Origin of the sequence: Qipengyuania aquimaris (assembly GCF_009827445.1) — a bacterium.
Classification (GTDB): domain Bacteria; phylum Pseudomonadota; class Alphaproteobacteria; order Sphingomonadales; family Sphingomonadaceae; genus Qipengyuania; species Qipengyuania aquimaris.
On the sequence record NZ_WTYI01000001.1, the window covers coordinates 763063 to 786111 of the forward strand.

The following is a 23049-nucleotide window of genomic DNA, read 5'->3' on the forward strand; positions in this document are numbered from 1 at the left end:
GAGTTCTTCCGATGCTCACCCGGCTGGCCATCCGCAATATCGTACTGATCGAAGCGCTCGACCTCGATTTCGGGCGCGGCCTCGGTGTGCTCACGGGCGAGACGGGGGCGGGCAAGTCGATCCTGCTGGATTCGCTGGGCCTTGTCCTGGGCAACCGCGCCGACAGCGGCCTGGTGCGCGGGGGCGAGGACAAGGCCAGCGTCAGCGCCAGTTTCGAATTCGCATCCCTGCCGGATGCTCTCGCCGAATTGCTCGACGATGCCGATATCGAGATCGAGGAGGGCGAACCGCTCATCATCCGTCGCCAGCTGAAAGCAGACGGCAAGAGCAAGGCCTTCGTCAACGACCAGCCCGTCAGCGTCGGCCTGCTGCGCGAAATGGCCGGTCACCTCGTTGAACTGCACGGCCAGCACGACGACCGCGGCCTCGTGAACCCGCGCGGACACCGCGCCTTGCTGGACCGCTTCGCCGGCGGCGAGACCGCCAAGGTCGAGCAGGCCTGGTCGACCTGGCGCGATGCCGAGGACAAGCTGGCCGAGGCACGCGCCAATCTCGAACAGGCAAAACTCGACCAGGATTTGCTGTTGGCCCATCTTTCCGAACTGACCGCGCTCGAACCGCAGGCAGGCGAAGAAGCCCGCCTCGCCGAAACGCGCGCCGCCATGCAAAAGGGCGAAAGACTGTCCGGCGATCTCGAGGAACTGCGCCACTTGTGGGAAGGATCGGACTCCCCGCTTGCGTCCCTTCGCGTGGCCGCGCGCCGCCTTGACCGGATCGCCCCCGAACACCCGCTGCTCGCCGAAGCGCTTGCCGCCCTCGACCGCGCGGTGATCGAGGCAGGCGAGGCTGAAGACAAGTTGCAGGCAGCTGGAGAAGCGCTGGAACACGATCCGCAAGCGCTCGACGCTGCCGAAACCCGTTTGTTCGAACTGCGCGCGATCGCTCGCAAGCACCGCTGCGAGGTCGACGAGCTGCCCGAAAAGATGCGCGAGATGCGCAGCCAGCTCGATTCCATCGAGGGCGGTGAAGCCGAACTCGATGCGCTGGAACAAGCGGCCAAGACTGCTGGCGCTCGCTACACTGCAGAGGCCGAGGCGCTCCACGCTAATCGGGTAGCCGCGGCCATGCGGCTCGACGAGGCGGTGGCGCGCGAACTTGCCCCACTCAAGCTGGATGCCGCGCGCTTCAAGACGGCTGTCGCCGCGCTGCCGGAAGATCGCTGGGGCCCGCATGGGATGGACAGCGTCGAATTCCTCATCGCCACCAATCCGGGCGCCGATTTCGCGCCGCTCAACAAGATCGCAAGTGGCGGCGAACTGTCGCGCTTCATCCTTTCATTGAAGGTTGCGCTCGCCGAACAGGGCGGGGCGGCAACCGTCATTTTCGACGAGATCGACCGCGGCGTGGGCGGGGCGGTTGCCAGCGCTATCGGCGAGAGACTTGCGCGCCTCGCGAGTGACGGTCAGCTGCTGGCCGTAACCCACTCCCCGCAGGTCGCGGCGCGCGGCGGGATGCACTACATGATCGCCAAGAGCTCCGAGGGCACGGTCACCAGGACCAGCGTGACATTACTCGACGAAGCGGGTCGGCAGGAAGAGATCGCCCGCATGCTTTCGGGTGCGGAGGTCACGCCGGAAGCGCGCGCCCAGGCGGACAGGCTGCTTGAACGAGCGTGAGATCCCTTACTCCGGAACTGCAAAGCGTCCTGTGAGATGATGCTCTACCTGTTCGTTTTCGGCCCCGCCGTAGTCACCTATCTCTGTCTCGTAGCTTTGCCCCAAGGGCGGACTGCGTTGATCGGAGTGGGTATCGCGGGCTTCCTTTTCGCGCTCACGCTGCTTGCCACGGATTGGCACGACGAGGCCTACCTCGGACCACTCCTCGCTCTCGTAGGTGGTGCCATCATGTTCGCGTGTCTGGTCCAGCTTGCTCGGGCCTTACTAAACCTCGACCGTAAGCGATGGTCCTATCCCGTCGCGGCGCTCCTCGTGCTTGTCGGGGTCATGCTTCCACTCGCATCGCTTTTCAAAGCTAGCCTGTAATCGTTTCCCAAAGCCGAAAGGTTTTGACGCGAGGACGACGGTTTTGAGCGGGCCAAGTGAAACATCCAGCAGGAACTTGTCAGCAGCGCAGGCTTTCATTCGTTGATGCGCATTGCCTCTCGCCTTTTTGCTGTGGCGCTTATGTTGTGGCTGGCCGCCTGCTCTACCTACCTGCCTCGCTACGAACCGCAGAAAGGCGCGTTCGCGACCAAGTATTACGAGAACATCCAGACGCCTCGCCTCGCACTGCTGGAATACCGGTTGGGCAATTATTTCGAGCAATCGAAACGCCCTTATCCCGTCGTGTGCGCGGCAGCCGCGAATGTCGATCCGCATGACAAGGCGTCACAGGCGCGCGCGCTTGATCCGGATGTCGAACTCAAGCTGATCGCCCGCTTCCCGGGCCTTTCCCCTTTATCGCGTTGCGAGCGCGACGGGCTGGATATCGTGGCAACGGATACGCAGCAGGCAGCCGCCATCTTCGACGTTCACGATTTGGTGTGCGACACGCCCACGGTCTGCCTTGCATGGGCAGGCTATTATGCGAACGGCCAGCATGGCTGGAGCTACTTTCGGATGACTTTCGAGGGTGGCGAATGGCGCATCGAGCGTGAAGAACTGAACATAGTACTCACCGCCGCTGACCGTGATCGACAGGATTTTCCGGCGGCCCGGGCAGAACTGCCCGACACACCGCAAATGGCGCTGCTAACAAACCTGCTGGACGAACAATTCGCCAATCCGGACCATTACGCTACGACCTGTGCGACCATCACGCCGGGAAACCAGGCCTCGCAGGCGCTTCCCGACGAGATCGAGGTCGCGCTGATCCAGAACTACCCCGAGCTCGCGCCTTTCGACCGCTGCGTCTGGAAAGACGACGCGCTGGTCGTCGACGCCGTTACCGGTGAGCGGGCAGTCATATATTCGGTGCGTCGGACCGTCTGCCCGACGAAAGACGAATGCACTGCATGGGGCGGCTGGATCACGGCCAATCTTGGCGCGCAGGCGTGGGAATATCGCATCCGGCGTATCGACGGCAGCTGGACCGTCGAACGCACCGGCAATGGTGTTATTTCCTAGGTTACGCCTCTTGCTCGCTCTGGCTGAGATAGATGAGCGTCATCATCGCCATCGCACCAAAGAAGAAGGATCCGTAGAACGGTCCTTCTCCAAGCGGCATTTGCCATAGCTGGTATCCGGCAACCGCGACGCCCTGGAAAAGTCCCCACCAATTGATGACAGCCGCGCCCATCGCGATCTTCGCCCATTTCTTGCCTGCAGCGAAATCCGCGCTCAACGCATTGCGGAGCGAAAAGAGTTTCCAGGCACCGTAGAGGCCGCCAAGCCCGGCGATCAGTTCCAGCGAAAACACCAGCACCATGCCGATGGCGATCAGGAATTCTGGCGGAACAGGGAGCAGCGTGACCGGATATGCCTGCTGGTCAGCATGGCTCGTCGTATAAACGAAGAAGTCGAATGCCTGCGGAAGGTTGGCGATATTGTGCGCGACATAGAGCAGCGCCATCAAGGCGACGCAGGCGGTGATTGCAGCTTTGAGAATGCGGTCGGTCATCCCATTTCCCCCAAATCGGTGATGCGACCATGCGGCACTTTTCCCCGTGCCTGTGCTGGGGCATAGCGCAGGATATGGGAATCGAGCAAACCGCACCTGTGGACCTGACCGAGGCAGACGCTGCCAACGAGCTGATGCGCCTCGCGAAACAGATCGCACATCATGATCGGCTGTATCATGCCGAGGATTCGCCCGAGATTACCGATCCGGAATATGATGCGCTGGTGCGCCGCAATGCTGCTTTGGAAGAGGCATTCCCGCACCTCGTCCGCGAGGATTCTCCTTCGCGTAAGGTCGGCCATGCCATCGCCGCATCGCCGCTGTCGAAGGTCCCGCACGAGGTGCGGATGATGAGCCTCGACAACGGCTTTTCCGACGAAGAGATCGGCGAGTGGGTGGCGCGCGTGCGCCGCTTCCTTTCGCTCGACGACGATGCGCCGCTCGCCTTCACTGCCGAGGACAAGATCGATGGCTTGTCTTGTTCGCTCCGTTACGAAAACGGCGCCCTGACAGTCGCGGCCACGCGCGGTGACGGACAGGTCGGTGAAGACGTCACTGCTAATGTGCAGCATATTGCGGATATCCCGAAAATGCTGCGCAGCAATGCTCCCGAAGTTTTCGAGGTGCGCGGCGAAGTCTACATGGAAAAACAGGCTTTTGCTGCGCTCAATGCTGCGCAGCAAGAGGCGGGCGGAAAGCTCTTTGCCAACCCGCGAAATGCTGCGGCGGGATCGCTGCGGCAGAAGGATGCAAGCGTCACCGCACAGCGTCCCTTGCGCTTCTGGGCGCATGGCTGGGGTGCAGCATCAAAGGTGCCGGGTGATACGCAATCCGACGTGGTCGAAACCTTGCGTGAGTGGGGCTTCCCGATCTCGCCGTTGTTCACTCGCGTCGACAGCCTGGAAGGGCTGCTTTCGCACTATGCCGCCATCGGCAAGGTGCGACCGGACTTGCCGTATGAGATCGACGGGGTCGTCTACAAAGTTGACCGGCTGGACTACCAGCAACGGCTTGGCTTCGTGGCCAAGGCTCCGCGCTGGGCACTGGCGCACAAGTTTCCTGCAGAGCGCGCGGAAACCACGCTGGAGGCGATCGATATCCAGGTCGGGCGCACGGGCAAGCTGACGCCCGTCGGCAGGCTCGCGCCTGTGTTGGTCGGCGGCGTTACCGTGACCAACGTTACGCTGCATAATCGCGACGAGATCGAGCGGCTTGGCGTGCGCCCCGGCGACCGGATCGTGGTCCAGCGCGCGGGCGACGTGATCCCGCAGGTGGTCGAGAACCTCACGCGGGATACTGAGCGCGAACCTTTCGTCTTTCCCGACCATTGCCCCGAATGCGGCAGCGAAGCCGTGGCCGAGGAAGGCGAGGTCGATGTGCGCTGCACCGGCGGGCTGATCTGCCCCGCGCAGCGCACCGAACGGCTCAAGCATTTCGTCAGCCGCGGCGCGCTCGATATCGACGGGCTGGGCGAAAAGACGATCGACCAGTTCTTCGCGCTCGGCTGGCTGGAAAGTCCGGCCGACATCTTCCGGCTCATGGATCGTCGCGAGGACATTCTGGCGCTCGAAGGCTGGAAGGAGAAGTCGGTCGACAACCTCCTCGCCAGCATCGAGGCGCGGCGCGAACCCGATGCGGCGCGGCTGCTGTTCGGGCTTGGTATCCGGCACGTCGGCGCGGTGACTGCGCGGGACCTGCTGAAGAATTTCCACGAACTGCCTGCGCTTCGTGATGCGGCTGAGAAGGCGAGGGCAGGTGATGAAGAGGCCGCCAATTCCCTGACTTCGATAGACGGGATCGGCAGTGCGGTCGTCGAGGCGCTCGGCGACTTCTTCCATGAAGAGCACAACCGTGCGGTGTGGGACGATATCCTGGGCGAAGTTTCGCCGCCGCGATACGAGATCGAGACACGCGACAGTCCGGTTGCGGGAAAGACAGTGGTCTTCACAGGAAAGCTCGAAACGATGAGCCGCGACGAGGCAAAGGCCCAGGCGGAACGGCTTGGCGCAAAGGCCAGCGGCTCTGTCAGTGCCAAGACCGACTTGCTGGTTGCAGGTCCGGGTGCAGGTAGCAAGTTGAAGAAGGCCGCCGATCTCGGCATCGAGGTGATCGACGAGGCCGGATGGGCCGCCATCGTGGCTGCCGCCGAATAATCCCGACTTTCCGGAAACTTATGCGCGCGCCTTTGTTGGCATTACCGTGACCCGACCGCTTGTAACCCTCACGCTCCTGATCGTCTCCGCGTTCTTCCTGCTCGGCACCTGCGTGCAGGGTCCGGCAGAAAGCGCCGCGGAATTCGAAGAGCGGGTCATGCCCGAAGAAGTAGTCGAGGAGGAGCCGGAACTGGACGCCCGGCAAGAGATGCTCGAGGCGAGGCTGCAGCAAATCGGTGAGGGCTTTGCGGGAGAAGTCGGCATCGCCGCCGTCGAGGTCACAAGCGGCGCGACCATGGCGTACAATGGCGCCAGGCCGTTTCCCCAGCAAAGTGTCAGCAAGCTGTGGGTCTCGCTGACCGCGCTCGACCTGGTGGATGAGGGCGCTCTGGACTTGTCCGAACCGGTCGCGATCCGGCGAGAGGATCTGACCGTTTTCTACCAGCCGATCCGCGACATCGTGCGCACGCGCGGCGTGTTCCGCACCGATTACCGCGACCTGATGGAGCGGGCCCTCACGCAGAGCGACAACACCGCCAACGACCGGATCCTGCGCCGCGTCGGCGGCACCCAGGCGGTCGAGGCGTTCATGCGCCGCAAGGGCATCGAGGGCGTCCAATTCGGCACCGACGAGCGCAGCAAGCAAAGCGCGATCGCGGGGCTCGACTGGCGACCCAGCTATTCCATCGGGCGTAATTTCTACGAAGCGCGCGACCGCGTGCCGGACGACAGGAGGCGCGAGGCATTCGAGGATTATCTCGACGATCCCATCGACGGCGCAAGCGCTTCCGGCATGGCGCAGGCATTGGCGCGCCTGGCGCGGGGCGAATTGCTGTCGCCGCGATCCACCGAACTCATCCTGTCGACACTGGAAAACACCAAGAGCGGTCCGAAGCGATTGAAGGGCGGCGTGCCCTCAGGATGGTCGATTGCGCACAAGACCGGCACCGGCCAGGTCTTCGATGGCGTCCATTCCGGCTACAACGACGTGGGCGTGCTGACTGCACCCGATGGAACGAAATATGCGCTGGCTGTCATGATTGCGCGGACCCGCACTTCCTACGCGGCGCGTTTCGAGATGATGCAATCGGTGACGCGCGCGGTAGTCGAGTATCACGAAGCCAGGATGACGAGCGAGACTACCTAATTATCGGCAGGCGAGGGGATCCATTTCATCACCCCTCCGGCCAGCGGCGTCCAGTGACCCATTTTCACCCCGGCCTTCGCCAGCGTGTCGCCGACCCACTGGTTGCAGGTATTGGCCAGCGTGTAGCGCCCCAGCGCATCGTAATTGCGCGCGCCGTGTTCGAAACTGTCGTGGCTGAACCGTTCTTCGCCATGCGGCACATGGGGTAGGGCAGCCTCCACTTCGGCTACCAATACGCGGTATTCCTCGGGCCTCAGCACGAGCGGTCGATGATATTCGGAAGGCTGCGGCCAGGCGTAATGACCGACCCGCATCAGACCGTCGCCGCCCTGAAAGACAATGCGCAGCGCAGTGCTGGCCTTCAGGTCGCCCCAGGTCGGGGTGTTGAGGAAAACCTCCTTCTCGCCCCACCCGATTGCGACATGAGTCGGCATCCGCCCGTCCGACCGGGTCATTCCTGCCGAGGGGAAAGTCTGCCGCCAATCCTTCACATCGGTGACGACTGGCATGACAATTCCGGTGTGAATGCCGTTGGTCTCCACCATGATGACAATCCCGTCATCGGCTTCGGTCCAGTCCGAATTGCGCGGCACGGAACTGCCGATCCACGCCGAGGCGAGGAAAAGCGCGACAACAAGCAGGGGCAGGGCGAGAAATGCTGCCGTCAGCTTGAAGGCGCGCCGACCAGTCACCGGATGCGGCTCTTGCGTAGCCAGAGAATGGACCAGTCGCCATTTGTGACGCGCCGCGCCAGCCGCAGGCCCTTTGCCTGATAGGCGCGCCGGACCTCGGCTTCCTGGGTTTGCAGCAGCCCTGCCAGAAGGAGACTTCCACCTGGCGTAATCGACGATGCAAAGTCGGGCGCGAGCTCGACCAGCGGGCCGGCAAGGATATTGGCGATCAACAGGTCGTAGGGCGCGCGGGCCTGCAGCAAGCCGTGATCCATGCCCGGGGCAATGATCATCGTCAGCTGGCCGGACCTGTTCCCCATGGCGACATTGTTGAGGGCTGCATTATCTTCCACCACGCCGGCACAGACGGCATCGATGTCCGAAGCCGTCGCCAGCGCATGAGGCCACAGATGCATTGCCGCGAAGGCGAGGAGGCCGGTGCCGGTACCGATGTCGGCATGGTTGCGAACGGTTACTCCCTCGCGCTTCATCAGATCGAGCATGGCAAGGCAGGCGGCGGTGGTCTCGTGCTGGCCGGTGCCGAACGCCTGGCTGGCGGGGATGATGAAATCGACCATGGACGGATCGGGATCATGTTCGGGTGTGCGCACGTGGAAGCGGCCCGCGCGGATCGGATCGACGCCTTGCTGGCTCAGCGTAACCCAGTCCTGATCGGGGAGCTTTTCGCTGCTAAGCTTCGGCGCGCGGCCCTCGAATAAAGAGGCGACGGCTTTCTTGTCCGCCGCAGTCGGCTTGCGTTCGAGCCAGACCTCCAGGATCCAGTCGTCCGGCTTGTCTTCCGCTATTTCGCGACCCGACACGACCAGCTCTTCGGGAAAGTCCCAAGCCTCGTCATGCTGAAGCAGGGCGGCCTGCACTAACGGTTTCGAAGCTTCGGCCGAGAGTTTCCAGGCACTCACTCGGCAGCTTCCTTGGCCAAGCGCTCATCGAGGCGTTTGCTAAGCCGCTTTGCATAGAAGCCGCAGCCCTTGTGCAGGTAGAGCCCGTGTTCTCCGCTCATCAGGTCGAGCATGGACCCGGCCGAGGGGTGCGGTGTCACCAGAAACTCACACTGGAGCATGCGTGCCTTGTCGATGCTGGTCCGGAATGCGCGAACCATCTCCGGGTGATCGGTGAAGCGGTAATCGTCTGCGGAAACCGCGGACAGGCTGTCGACATAGGCGAAGCGGTTGCACACGGGCGGCTCGCCAGGGAGCGAACACGACCACCATGTCCAGCTGAGCGCCCCGGGCGAATGGCCGGGCGTTTCATGAGCCGTAACGCGCAGGTTGCCGAGATCGAGTATTTCCCCATCGCCGATCACGCGGTCGACCTTTACCGGGGTCATGTCTGGATGGCCGGATGCGGCCTGCGGATCGTCGGCGGCGACTTTCCCCGTTTCGAGCACGGGCTTGGCTCTTACCGAAGCCAACACTTGCGCACCTGTCGCTTCCTTGATTGCGGCATGCGCGCCGACATGGTCGAAATGCTCATGGCTCATCAGGAGATAGCGCACATCCTTCGCATCGAAACCGAGCGAGGCGATGTTCGCGAGGACCAGCGGGGCGGCCTCGGGGACGCCGCTGTCGATCAGGATGTGTCCGTCTTCGCCGGTAATCAGGACTGCCGAGATACCGCAGGTGCCGACATACCAGCTGTTGCCCATCAATTGGAACGGTGGAGCGGGCTTGTCCCACTCGTCCCACGGCTCGCACGCATCGAGAAACGCCATCTGCATCTCGTGGGCGTTCACCACCGTTTCCGTTGGCGCGGGCGAGGGCGGCGCGTCCGCATCTTCAACTTGCGGTGCTGGAATTGCCGCGCAAGCAGCGATGAGCAAGGGCAGGGCCGCGAACAGCGCTTTAACGGACATAGCTTGCTCCATTGGCGTCGAGCGTTGCACCGGTAAGCGATGGCGGGGCATCCAGCGAGAGGAATTCGACGATCCGGGCGATCTCCTCCGGTTCTGCCACGCGGCCAAGCGGAATGTCGGCCAAGAGGCCCGCGCCGCCCCGGCTGTCGAGGTAATCGCCCGCCATGGCGGTGTCGGTGAAGCCGGGCGTGATCGCGAAGCTCAGGATACCTTCTGCGGCATACTGGCGCGCGATGGTCTTGTGCATCGCCAGCATCCCGCCCTTGCTGGCCGCATAGTGCCAGTGCGCCGGCGAATCGCCGCGGTGGCCTGCCCGGCTGGCGACATGGACGATGCGTCCGGTCGCGCCGCGTTCCTGCCAGTGGCGGACCGCCAGCCTGCTCAACTGGGCGGAGGCAGTCAGGTTGATGCGCATGGTTTCTTCCCATGCCTCCAGCCAATCACCGTCCGGTTTTTCGATCGGATTGGGATCGAACAGACCGGCATTGTTGACGAGAACGTCGATTTCGCCGCCTGCCTGCTTGAGAGCGGCCTCCCACAATGCCTCCGGCGCGTCGGGGTTGCGAAAGTCCGCGGCGATGGTGCCGAAGCCTTCGCCCGAGGTCGATTGCCCGATCACTTTCGCGCCGCGCGCTTCGAGTGCCGTACGGGAAGCGGCGCCGATCCCGCGAGAGGAGCCGGTGAGAAGGATGCATGTCATGCATCACGCTATTCGAAAATTTGCGCCTTTTGTCGAGGCCGCACGCCTTGCCATGCACCGGCAGTTCGCTAAGGAGGCGGCACGAATTCAGCGATATGGAATAGATGCATGGCCAACCGCCCGCTTTCACCACACCTGCAGATCTGGAAATGGGGACCGCATATGGCGGTATCCATCCTGCACCGCATTACCGGTGACGGACTGGCATTGGTCGGTCTCGGCGTATTGCTCTGGTGGCTCGGAGCCATGGCCGCAGGCGAGGCAGCCTACGCTACCTTCGCGGGCATCATGGGTTCGCCTGTCGGCATGATCGTGCTGGTCGGCCTGAGCTGGGCATTCTTCACCCACATGATGAGCGGCCTGCGCCACTTCGTTCTCGATATCGGTGCGGGATACGAACTCGACACCAACAAGACGTGGTCGATCCTCTCGCCCGTCATCGCAATCATCCTCACCGCCCTTTTCTGGGCCGTGATCGTTCTTAAGTGAGGCCGCGCAATGGGTAACGGAACTTCCATCGGACGCGTGCGCGGGCTGGGCCCGTCGCATGAAGGTGCGCACCACTGGCTGGTGCAGCGCTTCACCGCCATCGGCAATCTCGTGCTCATGCTGTTCCTCGTGGTCAGCCTGGCGATGCTGCCTTCCTACGATTACGCGGCCATGACCGGCTGGGCTTCGCAGACGCTGCCCGCCACCGCACTGGCCCTGCTGATCGTCAGCGTGTTCTGGCACGCGCGCCTGGGCCTGCAGGTCCTGATCGAGGATTATGTCCACGACGCCGGCACCAAGTTCGGCGTGCTCACCCTTCTCAACCTTGCAACAATCGGCGGCGCAGCCTTCGGTCTCGTATCGATCGCGCGCCTTGCCCTCGGAGGAGCCGCCTGATGGCCCGCACCGAAACTTTCGAAATTGGCGGTCGCAGCTACCCGATCATCGACCATACCTATGACACCGTCGTCGTCGGCGCCGGTGGCTCGGGCCTGCGCGCCACTATGGGCAGCGCGGAAAGCGGCCTTCGCACGGCCTGCATCACCAAGGTTTTCCCGACCCGTTCGCACACCGTTGCAGCGCAGGGCGGCATCGCCGCTTCGCTCGGCAACAACACGCCCGACCACTGGTCGTGGCATATGTACGACACCGTCAAGGGCTCCGACTGGCTCGGCGACCAGGACGCGATCGAATACATGGTCCGCGAAGCGCCGCAGGCCGTCTACGAGCTGGAGCATGCGGGCGTGCCCTTCAGCCGCAATGACGACGGCACGATCTACCAGCGCCCCTTCGGCGGCCACATGCAGAACATGGGCGAAGGCCCGCCTGTGCAGCGCACCTGCGCCGCGGCCGACCGTACCGGTCACGCCATGCTTCACGCGCTTTACCAGCAGAGCCTGAAGTACGACGCGGACTTCTTCATCGAGTATTTCGCGCTCGACCTGATCATGGAAGATGGCCCGAACGGCAAGGTCTGCCGCGGCGTCATCGCCATGTGCCTCGACGACGGCACGATCCACCGTTTCCGCAGCCACGCGGTCGTGCTGGCCACCGGCGGCTATGGCCGCTGCTATTACACCGCGACATCGGCCCATACCTGCACCGGCGACGGTGGCGGCATGGTACTGCGCGCAGGCCTGCCGCTGCAGGACATGGAATTCGTCCAGTTCCACCCGACCGGCATTTACGGCGCAGGCGTGCTCATCACCGAAGGTGCGCGCGGCGAGGGCGGTTACCTCACCAACTCCGAAGGCGAGCGTTTCATGGAACGCTATGCCCCCTCGGCCAAGGACCTTGCATCGCGCGACGTCGTGTCGCGTTCGATGGCGCTGGAAATGCGCGAAGGCCGCGGTGTCGGCCCCGATGGCGACCACATCTACCTGCACCTCGATCACATCGATCCCAAGGTGCTGGGCGAGCGCCTCCCGGGCATCACCGAAAGCGGCAAGATCTTTGCCGGTGTCGACCTGACCAAGCAGCCGCTGCCGGTCACGCCGACGGTGCACTACAACATGGGCGGCATCCCCTGTAACTATCACGGCGAAGTGATGGCAGGTGATCCGAAGGATCCGGAAAAGATCGTCCCCGGCCTGTTCGCAGTTGGCGAAGCGGCTTGTGTGTCGGTCCACGGTGCAAACCGTCTCGGCTCGAACTCGCTGATCGATCTCGTGGTCTTTGGCCGCGCGACCGGCCATCGCCTGAAGGAAATCGTCAAGCCTGGCGTCAGCCATGACGAGCTTCCCAAGGACAGCGCCGACCTCGCGCTGACGCGCCTCGACCACTTCCGCCATGCCGACGGCAGCATCCCGACCGCGGTCCTGCGTTCGGACATGCAGAAGAGCATGCAGAAGCACGCAGCCGTGTTCCGCGACAGCAAGCTCCTGTCCGAAGGCGTCCAGTTGCTCCGCGACGTCAACAAGCGGATGGAGGACGTGAAGGTCCACGACCGGTCGATGATCTGGAACAGCGACCTCATCGAAACGCTCGAACTCGACAATCTCATGGCGCAGGCCAATGTGACCATCGCTTCGGCCGAAAACCGCAAGGAAAGCCGCGGCGCCCACGCGCACGAGGACTTCCCCGAGCGTGACGACAAGAACTGGATGAAGCACACCATCGCCTGGTTCGACGGTTGGGGCGGCAATGGCGGCGGCGTGAAGATCGATTATCGCCCGGTCCACGAATACACGCTGACCGACGACGTCGACTACATCGAGCCGAAAAAGCGGGTTTACTAAACCCGCGGCGAGCCGGTCATGCCGTTTCGTATCGCCATCATCGGAGGCTACGGCAATTTCGGTGGCTATGTCGCACGCGAGCTCGCTGCGGACAGCGCGATCGAACTCGTCATCTGCGGACGTAACCTGGAAAAGGCACAGGCGTTCGCAGCTGGCTTGCAAGCTGCAAACCCCGCGCAAGGCGCGCGTGTCGATATCGCGGACCCTCCCGCGGTCATGTTTGGCGACATTGCGCCGGACCTCGTCATCAATATGGTCGGCCCGTATCATGGCCAGGGGTATGGCGTAGCGGAGGCGGCGATCGCGGTCGGGGCCCATTATTGCGACATCGCAGATGCGCGCGCATTCGTGTGCGGCATCGGAGAACTGGATTCAGCCGCGCGGGAAAAGGGCGTCACGGTCCTCTCCGGCGCCAGCTCGGTCCCGGCTCTGACGGCTGCCTATTGCGATGCCGCGCTTGACGACATGACGGAACTGCGCCGTGTCGAATACGGGATAAGCGGCGCGGAACAGGCCAATCGCGGCGCAGGGACGGTTGCTGCGGTGCTTTCCTACGTCGGAGAGCGGTTCACGCGCCTTCGGGCCGGCCGGATGCAGGAAGAGATCGGATGGCGCGGCGCTATCCCCGTAGACTATCCCGAACTCGGACGCCGCTGGTTCGCTACCGGCGATGTGCCCGACCTCGAACTTTTCCAATCGCGATACCCGGGATTGCAGGACCATCGCTTCCTTGCCGGACACGAAATCGCACCCCTGCATTTCGGGCTGTGGGTGATGGGCGCGCTGCGGAGGGTGCGGTTGATCCCGAACCTGTCGCGCTTTGCCGACCTGTTGGTCAGCCTGTCGAAGCCCTTCAATGTCCTCAGCCGGGGGCGCAGCGGTTTCCACATGGTGATCGAGGGGGTGGACGCTAGCGGCGCTCCGGTCATCCGGCGACACTGGATCATCGCCCGCAGTGGCCACGGGCCGAACATCCCGATCATCCCGCCGATCCTGATTGCCCGCAAGCTTGCTCGTGGAGAGCGACTGGCACCCGGAGCGCGGCCGTGTCTCGACGTGATTTCCCTGGATGAATACCGCGCGGCTTTCGCGGGCCTCGATATCGAATGTATCGACGAATGACGCGTCCACCATACAGCTATCGCGACGATCCGCAGGTGCCCGGGTTCGACGACAGCCGTCCGCTGTTCGTCTTCGACAATGTCTGCGTCCTGTGTTCGGGCGGAGCGCGGTTCATCATGCAGCATGACCGGAAGGAAAGGATCGCGCTCACCAGCGCGCAAGGCGAACTGGGCAGCGCGCTTTACCGGCATTACGGCCTCAGGATGGATGACAGCTACCTCTTCCTGGCGGATGGGCAGGCATATGAAATGAGCGAGGGATACTTTCAGTTGGCGCGCCGCTTGGGCGGCCTGTGGCGGCTTGCCGGGGTTTTTCGGATCGTCCCGCGGCCCTTTCGTGACGCGATGTACCGCCTGGTCGCGCGCAATCGCTATCGCTGGTTCGGCAAGACCGAAGCCTGTGCATTGCTTACGCCCGACCAGAGGGCGAGATTGCTGTGAAGCGTTGCTTGTCGCCTGCGCTGAGCCTCGCCCTCGCAGCCTGTGCGGTGACGCCCGCCGCGCCGCCTTCATCGATTGGCGCCGAACCCTTTTATGCAAAGCACGTCGACGCTTCGGGCATTCCGATCCTGTCATCGGCCCGGGTGTCCGACGAGGCGCTCCTGTCCGCGCGCGACATGGCGCGCGGGATGCTGGCGCACCGACCTGAATACGCGGCATGGCTTGCGGCAAACGACTATCGCGTTGCGATTATCTCCGAAGACGAGGCATTGCTCGACCTGCCCGGCAAAGCGCATTGGACGAAGCCTGCGCGCGACGATCCGCGGCTGACGCGCTGCGAACTCAAGCATTACGACGTGCGCATCGGCGCCAAGTCCGATCGCGAATATTGGGACGAGCGGGCGAGGGGGATCGGCGGCGAACGCACGGTCGGATCGGAAGAGGACGTCCTCGGCCTGCCGACGTCACGCTATTACGGCGAAACCATTTTCGTGCACGAAATGGCGCACAATGTCCTGTTCGCCATCGAAGCAGTCGATCCGGCGTTATTTGCCGAAATTGAGGCTGCCTATGCCCACGCGCTCGCCAACGATCTCTGGCTGAATGAATATGCCACCACGACCATCCAGGAATACTGGGCCGAAGGCACGCAGATCTGGTTCAACTCCAATCGCATGATTGTTGTGGAAGGCCAGAGGATCCTAGATCACCCCGATCTTGCAGCATATGATCCGAAACTGTTCGCCGCATTGGGCTCGGCATACGGTACGCGGCACCGGCTCAAATCCGACCCCTTCCACGCCAGCCCGGCGCGCGTACCGCCGGGCCCCATTCCGGAAAATACCGCCGAAGTCTGTTAGTCCTCGTTCGGAGAGGCGAGGCGGCGCGCCTCGATGATCTTCACCGGCTCGGCCAGCATCTGTCCTTTCATCCAGCCCTCTCCCTTTTCGGGATCGGTGGGCATGGCATGGATTGTGGCGACCACGTCCATCCCTTCCACGACATATCCGAACACCGCGTAGCCGTTCTGCCAGACGGGGTCTTCGGACTTGTGATCGGCGTCCATGCCGGTCGAATCCTGAAGGAAGATCGAGAAGTCCCCGTTGGCCGTTCCCGGTTCGCCCATCGCCATTGAGAGCGCACCCTTGGTGTGGCTGAGGCCGGTTACCGTCGTCGGTTCATGTTGGATGCCGGGCAGCACCCGGTCCGGGTCCCACTGCGTGCCGCCCTGGATCAGCCCGTTGGGCTGGTCGCCCCAGTCGAGCGTCATCGCGCGGTAGAAGACCGTGCCGTCAAAGCGGTCTTCGTCGACATAGCGCAGGAAATTGCCCGCCGTGATCGGTGCCCGCTCGGTCTCCAGCTCCACGGTAATGTCGCCTGCCGTCGTTTCGAGAACGACGAGGACGGTTTCGGGTTCGCCAGGCTGGGGAGGGGCGACCTCCGCCTCCTGCGCGCCAAGCGGTGCGGCAATCAGGGCGAGGGCGGGGAGGAAAATCCGAAGCATGCAAGGCAGGCTACATCAGCGTGGTGCGGCGTCAATCCTCAGCCTTGTTGCCGTTCATCGATAGTCGGGCGTCCCATGCAGAGCCTTTGTTGCGCCCCGTGCGGCAATACTTTCTGCCAGATGCGGGTGCGGGAATGCGTTGATGTTTACAGGCGTAGTCAAACAGTCTACAGCCGTAAACGAAATCAGCGAATCCCGAGGGGAAGAGGTACGTTATGGGACAGCGCAAGCAATCGCCGGGTGACCGGATCAGCGAAGCCGAACACGCGGTCATGGAGGCTCTGTGGACCGAAAGTCCGCTGTCGGCTGCCGAAGTGTGCGAACGCGTCTGTGCCGAAAACGACTGGTCCATCCCGACGGTAAAGACGCTTCTCGGTCGCCTCGTGGCGAAACGTGTCATTGGTACCGAGCCGCAAGGGCGCAAGTTCCTCTACCACCCGCTCATCGAGCGTTCCGACTATGTCGGCGGCGAATCGCGTAGGCTGGTCGACCGCCTGTTCGGCGGCCGCGCAGCGCCATTATTCGCCCATCTGGCCGAGAATGAAGCGCTCACGGATTCCGACCTCGAAGAGATCGAGGCGCTCCTTAAGGAGATGCGGAAATGATCGAGCTCTTGCGCGAATATTGGGAATGGTTCCTGTTCGACACGCTAGTGTGGACGGGCGCCCTGATCGCGATGGTGATGGTGCTTCGTCGTCCCGTTGCAAAACACTTCGGCTCCGGCGCGGCCTACGCCCTGTGGTTCATCCCGCTGATGCGCCTGTTCGTGCCCCCGCTCACGCTTCCGGCGTGGATGAACCTGACCCCGCGCACCGAGGTTTCTTTCGAAACCGCGCCGCTCGCCTTGGATGAGGCAGCGGGAGAACCGGCGGGGTATTTCGCGGATATGGTTGCCAATTCTCCGGCGCCGCAAACCTTCGCAGACCCGACCGATTTCGTGCTGCCGCTGGTGGCAATCTGGCTGGTCGGTGCTGCGGTCATGCTGACTCGCCGTTTCTATCTTTACTTCGAACTGCGCCGCGACTTGCTCGACGATGCGCGCCCGGTGGGCGATGTCGGCAGCGTGCGCCTGATCGAAACGCCTGCCATTTCGGGGCCGATGGCCTTCGGTGTGCTGGACCGCGTGATCGCCCTTCCAGCGGGTTTCATGGCTAGCCGCGACAGGATCTCGCGCGATCTCGCGATTGCGCACGAGCTCGCTCACCATCGCGGCGGAGACCTGATCGTCAACATGGCCGTCCAGCCGCTGTTCGCGATCCACTGGTTCAATCCGCTTGGCTGGCTGGGCTGGAACGCGCTGCGCCGTGACCAGGAAGCGGCCTGCGACGCGCGGGTAGTGGCCGCCCGCCCGCGCGAGGAACGCGCTACCTATGCCGGCATCATTGCCGATTTCGCTCGCCATCCGCAGGGGACGCCGCGACCGGCGCTCGCCGCGCCGATGGCGTGTCCAGTTCTGGGGGACAAGTCGATCATCCATCGTTTGAGGAGTTTGAACATGTCCGATATTTCGCCGCGCCGCCGCATCGCCGGCCGCGCCACCCTGGCAAGCGCGTTCCTCGCCGTACCGCTCACCGCCTCCGTCTGTTTCGCCGAAGTGTCGGCGATGACTCCCGTGGACGATGTAGCCGTTGCAGAGCCCGCTCCCCTGGCCGATTTTACCTATCCGTTGCCTCCCGCGCCGCCTGAAGCTCCTGAAGTGCCGGGCAATATCGAGGTTCCCGCGCCGCCCGTCGCTCCGCTCGCTCCGCCTGCTCCTGATGTGGAACGTGCGCAGGCCGATGCCAAGCGCGCCATGACCGAAGCACGTCGCATGCACGCAGAAGCAAAACGCGAAGAAAAGCGCTGGGCGGGTGAAGCCTATGGCGAAGGTCGCAAGGTGTGGGCAGATTCTCGCCTCGCCTATGCGGAAAGCCGCCAGGATTGGGCTGACAGCCGCATTTCCTATGCCGAAGCCAAGAAGGAAAAGGCCGAAGCATGGTCGGAGGCACGGCAGGAACAGTTGGAGGCTGAAACCGAAGCCGCGGTGGCTCACGCAGTCGCCGAAGCCATCGCTGCCGTCCCCGAAGTCATCGAGAAATGCGTCTATCCCGATCGGCCCGTGACGACCAAGGTCAAGGCCAATGGCAAGACGGTCATGTATGTTTGCGAGAGCGCGGGCGACCGCCTCGCCCTGAGCGCGATTCGCGGTGCGCGCAAGGCCATCGCCAAGGACAGGTCGCTATCTGCGGAAATCCGCGAGGAAATCTTGCGCGATCTGGACGAGGAAATTGCCGAACTCGAATCCTCGCTTTCCTGATCAACCCATTCTCCTGAAAGGCCGGTTTCCGCGAGGAAGCCGGCCTTTTGCTTGCCTTGCCGGGTTCACAAGGCATTCAGTTCGTCGCTCACAAAGAACGTTTCATCGCAACCAATGGAGATGAAACGATGCGAGACAGATCCCCCACAGTCAAACTGGTCATCGCGGGGCTGATCGGCCTCGTCCTGCTGATACCGATCATCATGGTCTACGACCTGGTCAACGACCGGCAGAACCAGGCCCGTATCGCGGAATCGACTATCACGGCAGGTGCGGGAGGCTCGCAGGTTATCTCTACCCCGGTCCTCGCTGTTCCCTACCTCTCGCAAAAGCAGGTCCCGGTTCTGGTGGATGGCAAGTCGGTGATGCAGACACAGCAGGTACGCTCGGAAATCGTACTTGCTCCGGTGCAGCATTCGCTCGAAACGCAGCTCGATACGGAGCGCAAGAAGAAGGCGATCTACGAAACGGTTGTCTTCTCTGCCGATATGATTGGTCAGGCGCGGTTCGAATTGCCCGACGATCTTTCCGGCTATGAAGTGACGCGTGACCAGCTCGTCCTGTCCGAGGCGCAGCTGCGCTTCGGTGTGAGCGATGCGCGCGGCTTGCGGGGCGGCGCGAAAGCGAGCCTCGGCGGGGAAACGGTCGAGCTGGCACCCGGCCAGCGTGCCCGCGGCGAGGGCAGCGGCTTCCACGGCACCTACGACTGGAGCGAGAGCGACGCGCTCGACCTCGAATACAGCTATACCCTGCGCGGTAGCCGTTCTCTGTCATTGGCACCGGAGGGCGGCGACACGCGCTGGAACGTAACCTCGTCCTGGCAGCACCCCGGCTTCGAAGGTCGCTATCTGCCGGACACCAGCGACATCTCCGACGAAGGATTCAGCGCCAACTGGTCGATCGGAACGCTCGCCATCGGGCAGGGTCCGGCGGAAAGCCCCGATGCGGAAATTGAGCGTCGCCAGATGTCCGAATACGCAGCAGTGGAAGAAGCCGCAGGCGTTGCCTGGGCCACCATCGCGCTGGTCGAGCCCGGCGACATCTACGCGCAGGTCGACCGCAGCGTGAAATACGGCTTCCTCTTCATCGGCTTCACATTCCTTGCCTTCCTGCTGTTCGACGTGATCGGCGGAGCCCGCGTGGCGGCGGCGGAGTATCTCCTGACGGGCGCCGGACTGGTGCTGTTCTTCGTCCTGTTGCTTGCCTTCGCCGAAGTCGCGGGGTTTGCCTTGGCATATCTGATCGCCAGTGCAGCCATTATCGGGCTGCTGACCGCCTACAGCGCCGCAGTTCTTGGTGGGTGGAAACGGGCAGGCTTTATCGGCGGCTTGCTTATTGTTCTCTACGCGGGGCTGTACGTGCTGATGAGCCTCGAGGAAGCCTCGCTGATCGTTGGCTCGGTCGCGATGTTCTTCGCATTGGCGGGCGTTATGTACGCTACCCGCAATCTCGACTGGTCACAGGCGGTAAGGGAGCCGGAGCAAACCTACGAAGCATGACCTTCGTGGAGTGACACAAAGAAAGGGCGCGGACCGAGGAGGCCGCGCCCTTTTCTGTGCCTAGGCTGGACTATCAACCGATATTGGTGATCGCATCGCATTGGCGGTCATCACCCTGCAGGCCGAGGCGCAAGGCCTGGCTGCGCTGGGCGCTGGTGCCGTGAGTGAAGTTCTCGCTCGACACGCGGCCACCGGTAAGGCGGTCGTCACCGATGGCGGCGGCAGCTTCCATCCCTTCCTCGATATCGCCCGGTTCGATGAGGTTGCGGTTCTTGCCCGCCCATACGCCGGCATAACAATCGGCCTGCAGTTCCATGAGTACCTGCAGCTGGTTCGCCTGGCGGCGGTTCTGCGCCTGCGCACTGCGGATCTGCTGGGATACGCCGGTCAGCGTCTGGATGTGGTGGCCGTATTCATGGGCAAGCACGTAATAGCGCGCGAAATCGCCGCGATTGCCTGCCATGCGCGCAAGCTGGTCGTAGAAGCTGGTGTCGATATAGATCGTCTGGTCGGCCGGGCAGTAGAACGGACCGGCGGCCGAAGTCGCGCTGCCGCAACCCTGCGTGGTGACGCGGCCATTGCGGAACAGGTCGAGCGTGGGCTGGCGGAAGCTGTCGCCATAGCCCTGTTCCTGGAAAGTGCGCGCCCAGGTCTGGTTGAGCGATTGGAGGCCGTTGCACGCCTCGCGCGCATATTCGCTGGAGTTGCAGATTGCCTCTTCGTCGGTGTTGGCGGGGCCTGCCTGCTGCGAGCCTTGCTGCACGCTTTCGACCGTGCTGGCGGTCTGCATCGGGTCCAGCCCGAAGACGAAGTAGCCGATGGCGGCGATGATGATCGTGCCGCAGCCGATGCCGCCAGCCTTACCTGCGCCTCCGCTGGAGCGAACCTGGATATTGTCGGTATTGAATGGATTTAGCCGCATTCCTGCATCCCCCGCGATTGACCGTTCAGCGCTGCTGCGCAATGGCTTGTATGTTAGTCACAACACTTGAGGCCACAAATGTTTCTCGAAGGAAAGCGCGCACTTGTCACCGGATCGACTTCGGGCATCGGCCTGGCGACTGCCCGGGCCCTTGCGGCAGAAGGCACCGAGGTAGTCCTCAACGGCTTCGGAGACGAGGGCGAGATCGCCAAGTTGTGCGAGGAACTGGGTGCGACCCACTCGGGCGCGGACCTGACCGATGTCGCCCAGATCGAGGCGATGATGGCCGACAGCGGCGGGATCGACATCCTCGTCAACAATGCCGGCATGCAGCATGTCGCCCCGGTCGAGGAATTCCCCATCGCCAAGTGGGACACGATCATCGCGCTGAACCTGACGGCAGCTTTCCACACGACGCGGCTCGTTGTGCCGCATATGAAGGAGAAGGGCTGGGGCCGCATCATCAACACCGCCAGCGCCCACTCCAAGGTCGCCTCTCCGTTCAAGAGCGCATATAACGCCGCCAAGCACGGCCTCGACGGTTTTACCAAGACCATCGGCCTCGAACTGGCGCCGCACGGCATCACCGCCAACTGCATCAGCCCCGGATATGTCTGGACCCCGCTGGTCGAAAACCAGATCCCCGACACTATGAAAGCGCGCGGGATGACCCGCGACGAAGTCATCAATGACGTGCTATTGGTGAAGCAGGCCACGAAGAAGTTCGTCCAGCCGGAAGAGATCGGTGCGCTCGCGGTATTCCTGTGCCGGGACGAGGCGCAAAACGTCAACGGCGCGAACTGGAGCGTCGATGGCGGCTGGACGGCGGAGTAAACCTCCCCGAGCCACTAGCTAATCCCGCGAAGCGTCGTTACATGGGCCGCCACATTTACTCCGGCAGGCGATTCTCCCAGTGGCATCCATCGACATTCCCCTCGGCCTCACTTTCGACGACGTTCTCTTGCGTCCGGCAGAGAGCGATATCCTGCCTTCGATGGCCAAGACGCTCACGCGGCTGACACGCGACATCCAGCTCAACATTCCGGTCATCTCCAGCGCGATGGACACGGTGACGGAAGCCGACATGGCCATCGCCATGGCGCAGCTTGGCGGCATCGGCGTCTTGCACCGCAATTTCGAGGTGAAGGACCAGGCGGCCGCGGTGCGCGCGGTGAAGCGCTATGAAAGCGGTATGGTGGTCAACCCGATCACTATCAATCCCGAAGCGACGCTGGGCGATGCGCAGCAGATCATGACTGCCAACCGGATCAGCGGCATTCCCGTGACCGATCGCGGCGACAAGCTGGTCGGTATCCTGACCAACCGCGACGTGCGCTTCGCCGAAAATCCCAACCAGCCGGTCAGCGAGCTGATGACCACCGAAAACCTTGCCACCGTGCCGCTCGGCACCGGGCAGGAAGAGGCACGCCGGATGCTGCACCAGCGCCGGATCGAGAAGCTGCTCGTGGTCGATGATGACGGACGCTGCGTCGGTCTCATCACGGTGAAGGACATCGAAAAGGCAGTCGCCTATCCCGATGCGACCAAGGACCTTAGCGGGCGGCTGCGCGTCGCCGCTGCATCGACGGTCGGCGACAAGGGTTTCGAACGCACCGAAGCGCTGATCGATGCCGAAGTCGACGTGGTGGTGATCGACACCGCCCACGGTCACAACAAGGAAGTTTCCAAGGCCGTCGAACGGGTCAAGAAGCTGTCCAACAGCGTGCAGGTGATCGCGGGCAATGTCGCGACTGCCGAAGCCACGCGCGCCCTGTGCGATGCGGGCGCGGACGCAGTGAAGGTCGGCATCGGTCCGGGCTCTATCTGCACCACGCGTGTTGTCGCGGGTGTCGGCGTGCCGCAGCTGACGGCAATCATGGATTGCGCCGAAGCGGCAGAGAAGGCCGGCGTGCCGGTCATCGGCGATGGCGGTCTTCGCACCAGCGGCGATGCGGCCAAGGCTCTCGCCGCAGGCGCATCGAGCATAATGATCGGTTCGATGCTGGCAGGCACCGAAGAGGCCCCCGGCGAAACCTTCATCTACCAGGGCCGCAGCTACAAGAGCTATCGCGGTATGGGCAGCGTGGGCGCGATGGCGCGCGGCAGTGCCGACCGCTATTTCCAGGCCGACGTCAGCCAGCAGAAACTGGTGCCCGAAGGCATCGAAGGCCAGGTGCCCTACAAGGGTGCCGCCGCCGCAGTGGTTCACCAGCTCGTCGGCGGGATCAAGGCCGCCATGGGCTACACCGGTAGCGCCACGATCGACGACCTGCGCAAGCGCGCGCAGTTCGTGCGCATCACCAACGCCGGCCTCACCGAAAGCCACGTGCACGACGTATCCATCACCCGCGAAGCACCGAACTACCCTTCGCGTTAAC

23 protein-coding genes are annotated in these 23049 nt (G+C 63.1%); 16 read left to right on the forward strand and 7 right to left on the reverse strand.

The window, feature by feature from the left end; translation table 11 throughout:
* The first annotated feature begins 11 nt into the window (after positions 1-11).
* From recN to GRI34_RS03775, 3 genes are all read left to right on the forward strand, one after another.
* Entirely contained in the window at positions 12-1676 is a 1665-nt protein-coding gene (recN, locus tag GRI34_RS03765; RefSeq protein WP_160594793.1) for a DNA repair protein RecN, read from the forward strand.
* A 36-nt stretch (positions 1677-1712) separates the two neighbouring features.
* Positions 1713-2042 carry a hypothetical protein gene (locus GRI34_RS03770; RefSeq protein WP_160594794.1) on the forward strand — a complete coding sequence of 110 codons (330 nt, stop codon included), beginning with the start codon at positions 1713-1715 and terminating at the stop codon, positions 2040-2042.
* A 132-nt stretch (positions 2043-2174) separates the two neighbouring features.
* Positions 2175-3125, forward strand: coding sequence for a hypothetical protein (locus GRI34_RS03775; protein WP_160594795.1), 951 nt, complete (start codon positions 2175-2177; stop codon positions 3123-3125).
* A 1-nt stretch (position 3126) separates the two neighbouring features.
* Here GRI34_RS03775 and GRI34_RS03780 read toward each other — a convergent pair whose 3' ends face one another.
* Complete coding sequence (locus GRI34_RS03780; protein WP_160594796.1) at positions 3127-3618, reverse strand: DUF2165 family protein; 492 nt, start codon at positions 3616-3618, stop codon at positions 3127-3129.
* 74 nt (positions 3619-3692) lie between these two features.
* Here GRI34_RS03780 and ligA point away from each other — a divergent pair, with 74 nt between their 5' ends.
* Positions 3693-5771 carry an NAD-dependent DNA ligase LigA gene (ligA, locus tag GRI34_RS03785; RefSeq protein WP_160594797.1) on the forward strand — a complete coding sequence of 693 codons (2079 nt, stop codon included), beginning with the start codon at positions 3693-3695 and terminating at the stop codon, positions 5769-5771.
* Between the two features lie 46 nt (positions 5772-5817).
* Positions 5818-6918 (forward strand): class A beta-lactamase, encoded by a 1101-nt coding sequence (gene bla, locus GRI34_RS03790; RefSeq protein WP_160594798.1) that lies wholly within the window; start codon positions 5818-5820, stop codon positions 6916-6918.
* Here bla and GRI34_RS03795 read toward each other — a convergent pair.
* Genes GRI34_RS03795 through GRI34_RS03810 form a run of 4 tightly spaced genes read right to left on the reverse strand, consistent with a single transcriptional unit; the run spans position 6915 to position 10162 of the window.
* Positions 6915-7610: a DUF2459 domain-containing protein gene (locus GRI34_RS03795; RefSeq protein ID WP_325065175.1), complete on the reverse strand. Its 696-nt coding sequence runs from the start codon at positions 7608-7610 to the stop codon at positions 6915-6917. The two genes, bla and GRI34_RS03795, sit on opposite strands and share 4 nt — an antisense overlap.
* Positions 7607-8509 carry a 50S ribosomal protein L11 methyltransferase gene (locus GRI34_RS03800; protein WP_160594799.1) on the reverse strand — a complete coding sequence of 301 codons (903 nt, stop codon included), beginning with the start codon at positions 8507-8509 and terminating at the stop codon, positions 7607-7609. The genes GRI34_RS03795 and GRI34_RS03800 overlap by 4 nt, the downstream gene beginning before the upstream one ends.
* A complete protein-coding gene (locus GRI34_RS03805; protein ID WP_122630825.1) occupies positions 8506-9462 on the reverse strand; it encodes a subclass B3 metallo-beta-lactamase EAM-1 in 957 nt (318 codons plus the stop codon). Before GRI34_RS03805 ends, GRI34_RS03800 begins: the two co-directional genes overlap by 4 nt.
* Positions 9452-10162, reverse strand: a complete 711-nt coding sequence (locus GRI34_RS03810; protein ID WP_160594800.1) for an SDR family NAD(P)-dependent oxidoreductase — start codon at positions 10160-10162, stop codon at positions 9452-9454. The genes GRI34_RS03805 and GRI34_RS03810 overlap by 11 nt, the downstream gene beginning before the upstream one ends.
* 108 nt (positions 10163-10270) lie before the next feature.
* Between GRI34_RS03810 and sdhC the strand changes: the two genes are divergently transcribed.
* Genes sdhC through GRI34_RS03840 form a run of 6 tightly spaced genes read left to right on the forward strand, consistent with a single transcriptional unit; the run spans position 10271 to position 15310 of the window.
* Positions 10271-10651, forward strand: a complete 381-nt coding sequence (sdhC, locus tag GRI34_RS03815) for a succinate dehydrogenase, cytochrome b556 subunit (protein WP_160594801.1) — start codon at positions 10271-10273, stop codon at positions 10649-10651.
* Between the two features lie 9 nt (positions 10652-10660).
* Positions 10661-11047, forward strand: a complete 387-nt coding sequence (sdhD, locus tag GRI34_RS03820) for a succinate dehydrogenase, hydrophobic membrane anchor protein (RefSeq protein WP_100261144.1) — start codon at positions 10661-10663, stop codon at positions 11045-11047.
* The gene (gene sdhA / locus GRI34_RS03825; RefSeq protein ID WP_160594802.1) at positions 11047-12888 is read left to right on the forward strand and encodes a succinate dehydrogenase flavoprotein subunit; all 1842 of its coding nucleotides are present in this window, start codon (positions 11047-11049) and stop codon (positions 12886-12888) included. Before sdhD ends, sdhA begins: the two co-directional genes overlap by 1 nt.
* 18 nt (positions 12889-12906) lie before the next feature.
* Positions 12907-14010, forward strand: a complete 1104-nt coding sequence (locus GRI34_RS03830) for a saccharopine dehydrogenase family protein (protein ID WP_160594803.1) — start codon at positions 12907-12909, stop codon at positions 14008-14010.
* Positions 14007-14450: a thiol-disulfide oxidoreductase DCC family protein gene (locus GRI34_RS03835; protein ID WP_160594804.1), complete on the forward strand. Its 444-nt coding sequence runs from the start codon at positions 14007-14009 to the stop codon at positions 14448-14450. The genes GRI34_RS03830 and GRI34_RS03835 overlap by 4 nt, the downstream gene beginning before the upstream one ends.
* Positions 14447-15310: a glycoside hydrolase gene (locus GRI34_RS03840; RefSeq protein ID WP_325065176.1), complete on the forward strand. Its 864-nt coding sequence runs from the start codon at positions 14447-14449 to the stop codon at positions 15308-15310. The genes GRI34_RS03835 and GRI34_RS03840 overlap by 4 nt, the downstream gene beginning before the upstream one ends.
* Here GRI34_RS03840 and GRI34_RS03845 read toward each other — a convergent pair.
* A complete protein-coding gene (locus GRI34_RS03845; RefSeq protein WP_160594805.1) occupies positions 15307-15954 on the reverse strand; it encodes a peptidylprolyl isomerase in 648 nt (215 codons plus the stop codon). The genes GRI34_RS03840 and GRI34_RS03845 overlap by 4 nt on opposite strands.
* Before the next feature lie 215 nt (positions 15955-16169).
* On the opposite strand from GRI34_RS03845, the gene GRI34_RS03850 reads away from it, so the two are divergent.
* From GRI34_RS03850 to creD, 3 genes are all read left to right on the forward strand, one after another.
* The gene (locus GRI34_RS03850) at positions 16170-16559 is read left to right on the forward strand and encodes a BlaI/MecI/CopY family transcriptional regulator (protein WP_160594806.1); all 390 of its coding nucleotides are present in this window, start codon (positions 16170-16172) and stop codon (positions 16557-16559) included.
* Positions 16556-18250, forward strand: coding sequence for a M56 family metallopeptidase (locus GRI34_RS03855; RefSeq protein WP_160594807.1), 1695 nt, complete (start codon positions 16556-16558; stop codon positions 18248-18250). The genes GRI34_RS03850 and GRI34_RS03855 overlap by 4 nt, the downstream gene beginning before the upstream one ends.
* 128 nt (positions 18251-18378) lie before the next feature.
* Positions 18379-19749, forward strand: a complete 1371-nt coding sequence (creD, locus tag GRI34_RS03860; RefSeq protein WP_160594808.1) for a cell envelope integrity protein CreD — start codon at positions 18379-18381, stop codon at positions 19747-19749.
* Between the two features lie 73 nt (positions 19750-19822).
* On the opposite strand, the gene ypfJ is transcribed toward creD, so the two are convergent.
* Complete coding sequence (gene ypfJ / locus GRI34_RS03865) at positions 19823-20671, reverse strand: KPN_02809 family neutral zinc metallopeptidase (RefSeq protein ID WP_160594809.1); 849 nt, start codon at positions 20669-20671, stop codon at positions 19823-19825.
* A gap of 78 nt (positions 20672-20749) precedes the next feature.
* On the opposite strand from ypfJ, the gene GRI34_RS03870 reads away from it, so the two are divergent.
* Both GRI34_RS03870 and guaB read left to right on the forward strand, forming a co-directional pair.
* Entirely contained in the window at positions 20750-21505 is a 756-nt protein-coding gene (locus GRI34_RS03870; RefSeq protein ID WP_160594810.1) for a 3-hydroxybutyrate dehydrogenase, read from the forward strand.
* A gap of 88 nt (positions 21506-21593) precedes the next feature.
* Entirely contained in the window at positions 21594-23048 is a 1455-nt protein-coding gene (gene guaB / locus GRI34_RS03875) for an IMP dehydrogenase (protein ID WP_160596381.1), read from the forward strand.
* Position 23049: the final 1 nt, after the last annotated feature.

Coding starts and splice junctions, on each gene's coding strand:
- recN (WP_160594793.1), top strand. CDS start 12: ATGCTCACCCGGCTGGCCATCCGCAATATCGTACTGATCGAAGCGCTC.
- GRI34_RS03770 (WP_160594794.1), top strand. CDS start 1,713: ATGATGCTCTACCTGTTCGTTTTCGGCCCCGCCGTAGTCACCTATCTC.
- GRI34_RS03780 (WP_160594796.1), bottom strand. CDS start 3,618: ATGACCGACCGCATTCTCAAAGCTGCAATCACCGCCTGCGTCGCCTTG.
- ligA (WP_160594797.1), top strand. CDS start 3,693: ATGGGAATCGAGCAAACCGCACCTGTGGACCTGACCGAGGCAGACGCT.
- GRI34_RS03805 (WP_122630825.1), bottom strand. CDS start 9,462: ATGTCCGTTAAAGCGCTGTTCGCGGCCCTGCCCTTGCTCATCGCTGCT.
- GRI34_RS03810 (WP_160594800.1), bottom strand. CDS start 10,162: ATGACATGCATCCTTCTCACCGGCTCCTCTCGCGGGATCGGCGCCGCT.
- sdhC (WP_160594801.1), top strand. CDS start 10,271: ATGGCCAACCGCCCGCTTTCACCACACCTGCAGATCTGGAAATGGGGA.
- sdhD (WP_100261144.1), top strand. CDS start 10,661: ATGGGTAACGGAACTTCCATCGGACGCGTGCGCGGGCTGGGCCCGTCG.
- sdhA (WP_160594802.1), top strand. CDS start 11,047: ATGGCCCGCACCGAAACTTTCGAAATTGGCGGTCGCAGCTACCCGATC.
- GRI34_RS03830 (WP_160594803.1), top strand. CDS start 12,907: ATGCCGTTTCGTATCGCCATCATCGGAGGCTACGGCAATTTCGGTGGC.
- GRI34_RS03835 (WP_160594804.1), top strand. CDS start 14,007: ATGACGCGTCCACCATACAGCTATCGCGACGATCCGCAGGTGCCCGGG.
- GRI34_RS03845 (WP_160594805.1), bottom strand. CDS start 15,954: ATGCTTCGGATTTTCCTCCCCGCCCTCGCCCTGATTGCCGCACCGCTT.
- GRI34_RS03850 (WP_160594806.1), top strand. CDS start 16,170: ATGGGACAGCGCAAGCAATCGCCGGGTGACCGGATCAGCGAAGCCGAA.
- GRI34_RS03855 (WP_160594807.1), top strand. CDS start 16,556: ATGATCGAGCTCTTGCGCGAATATTGGGAATGGTTCCTGTTCGACACG.
- creD (WP_160594808.1), top strand. CDS start 18,379: ATGCGAGACAGATCCCCCACAGTCAAACTGGTCATCGCGGGGCTGATC.
- ypfJ (WP_160594809.1), bottom strand. CDS start 20,671: ATGCGGCTAAATCCATTCAATACCGACAATATCCAGGTTCGCTCCAGC.
- GRI34_RS03870 (WP_160594810.1), top strand. CDS start 20,750: ATGTTTCTCGAAGGAAAGCGCGCACTTGTCACCGGATCGACTTCGGGC.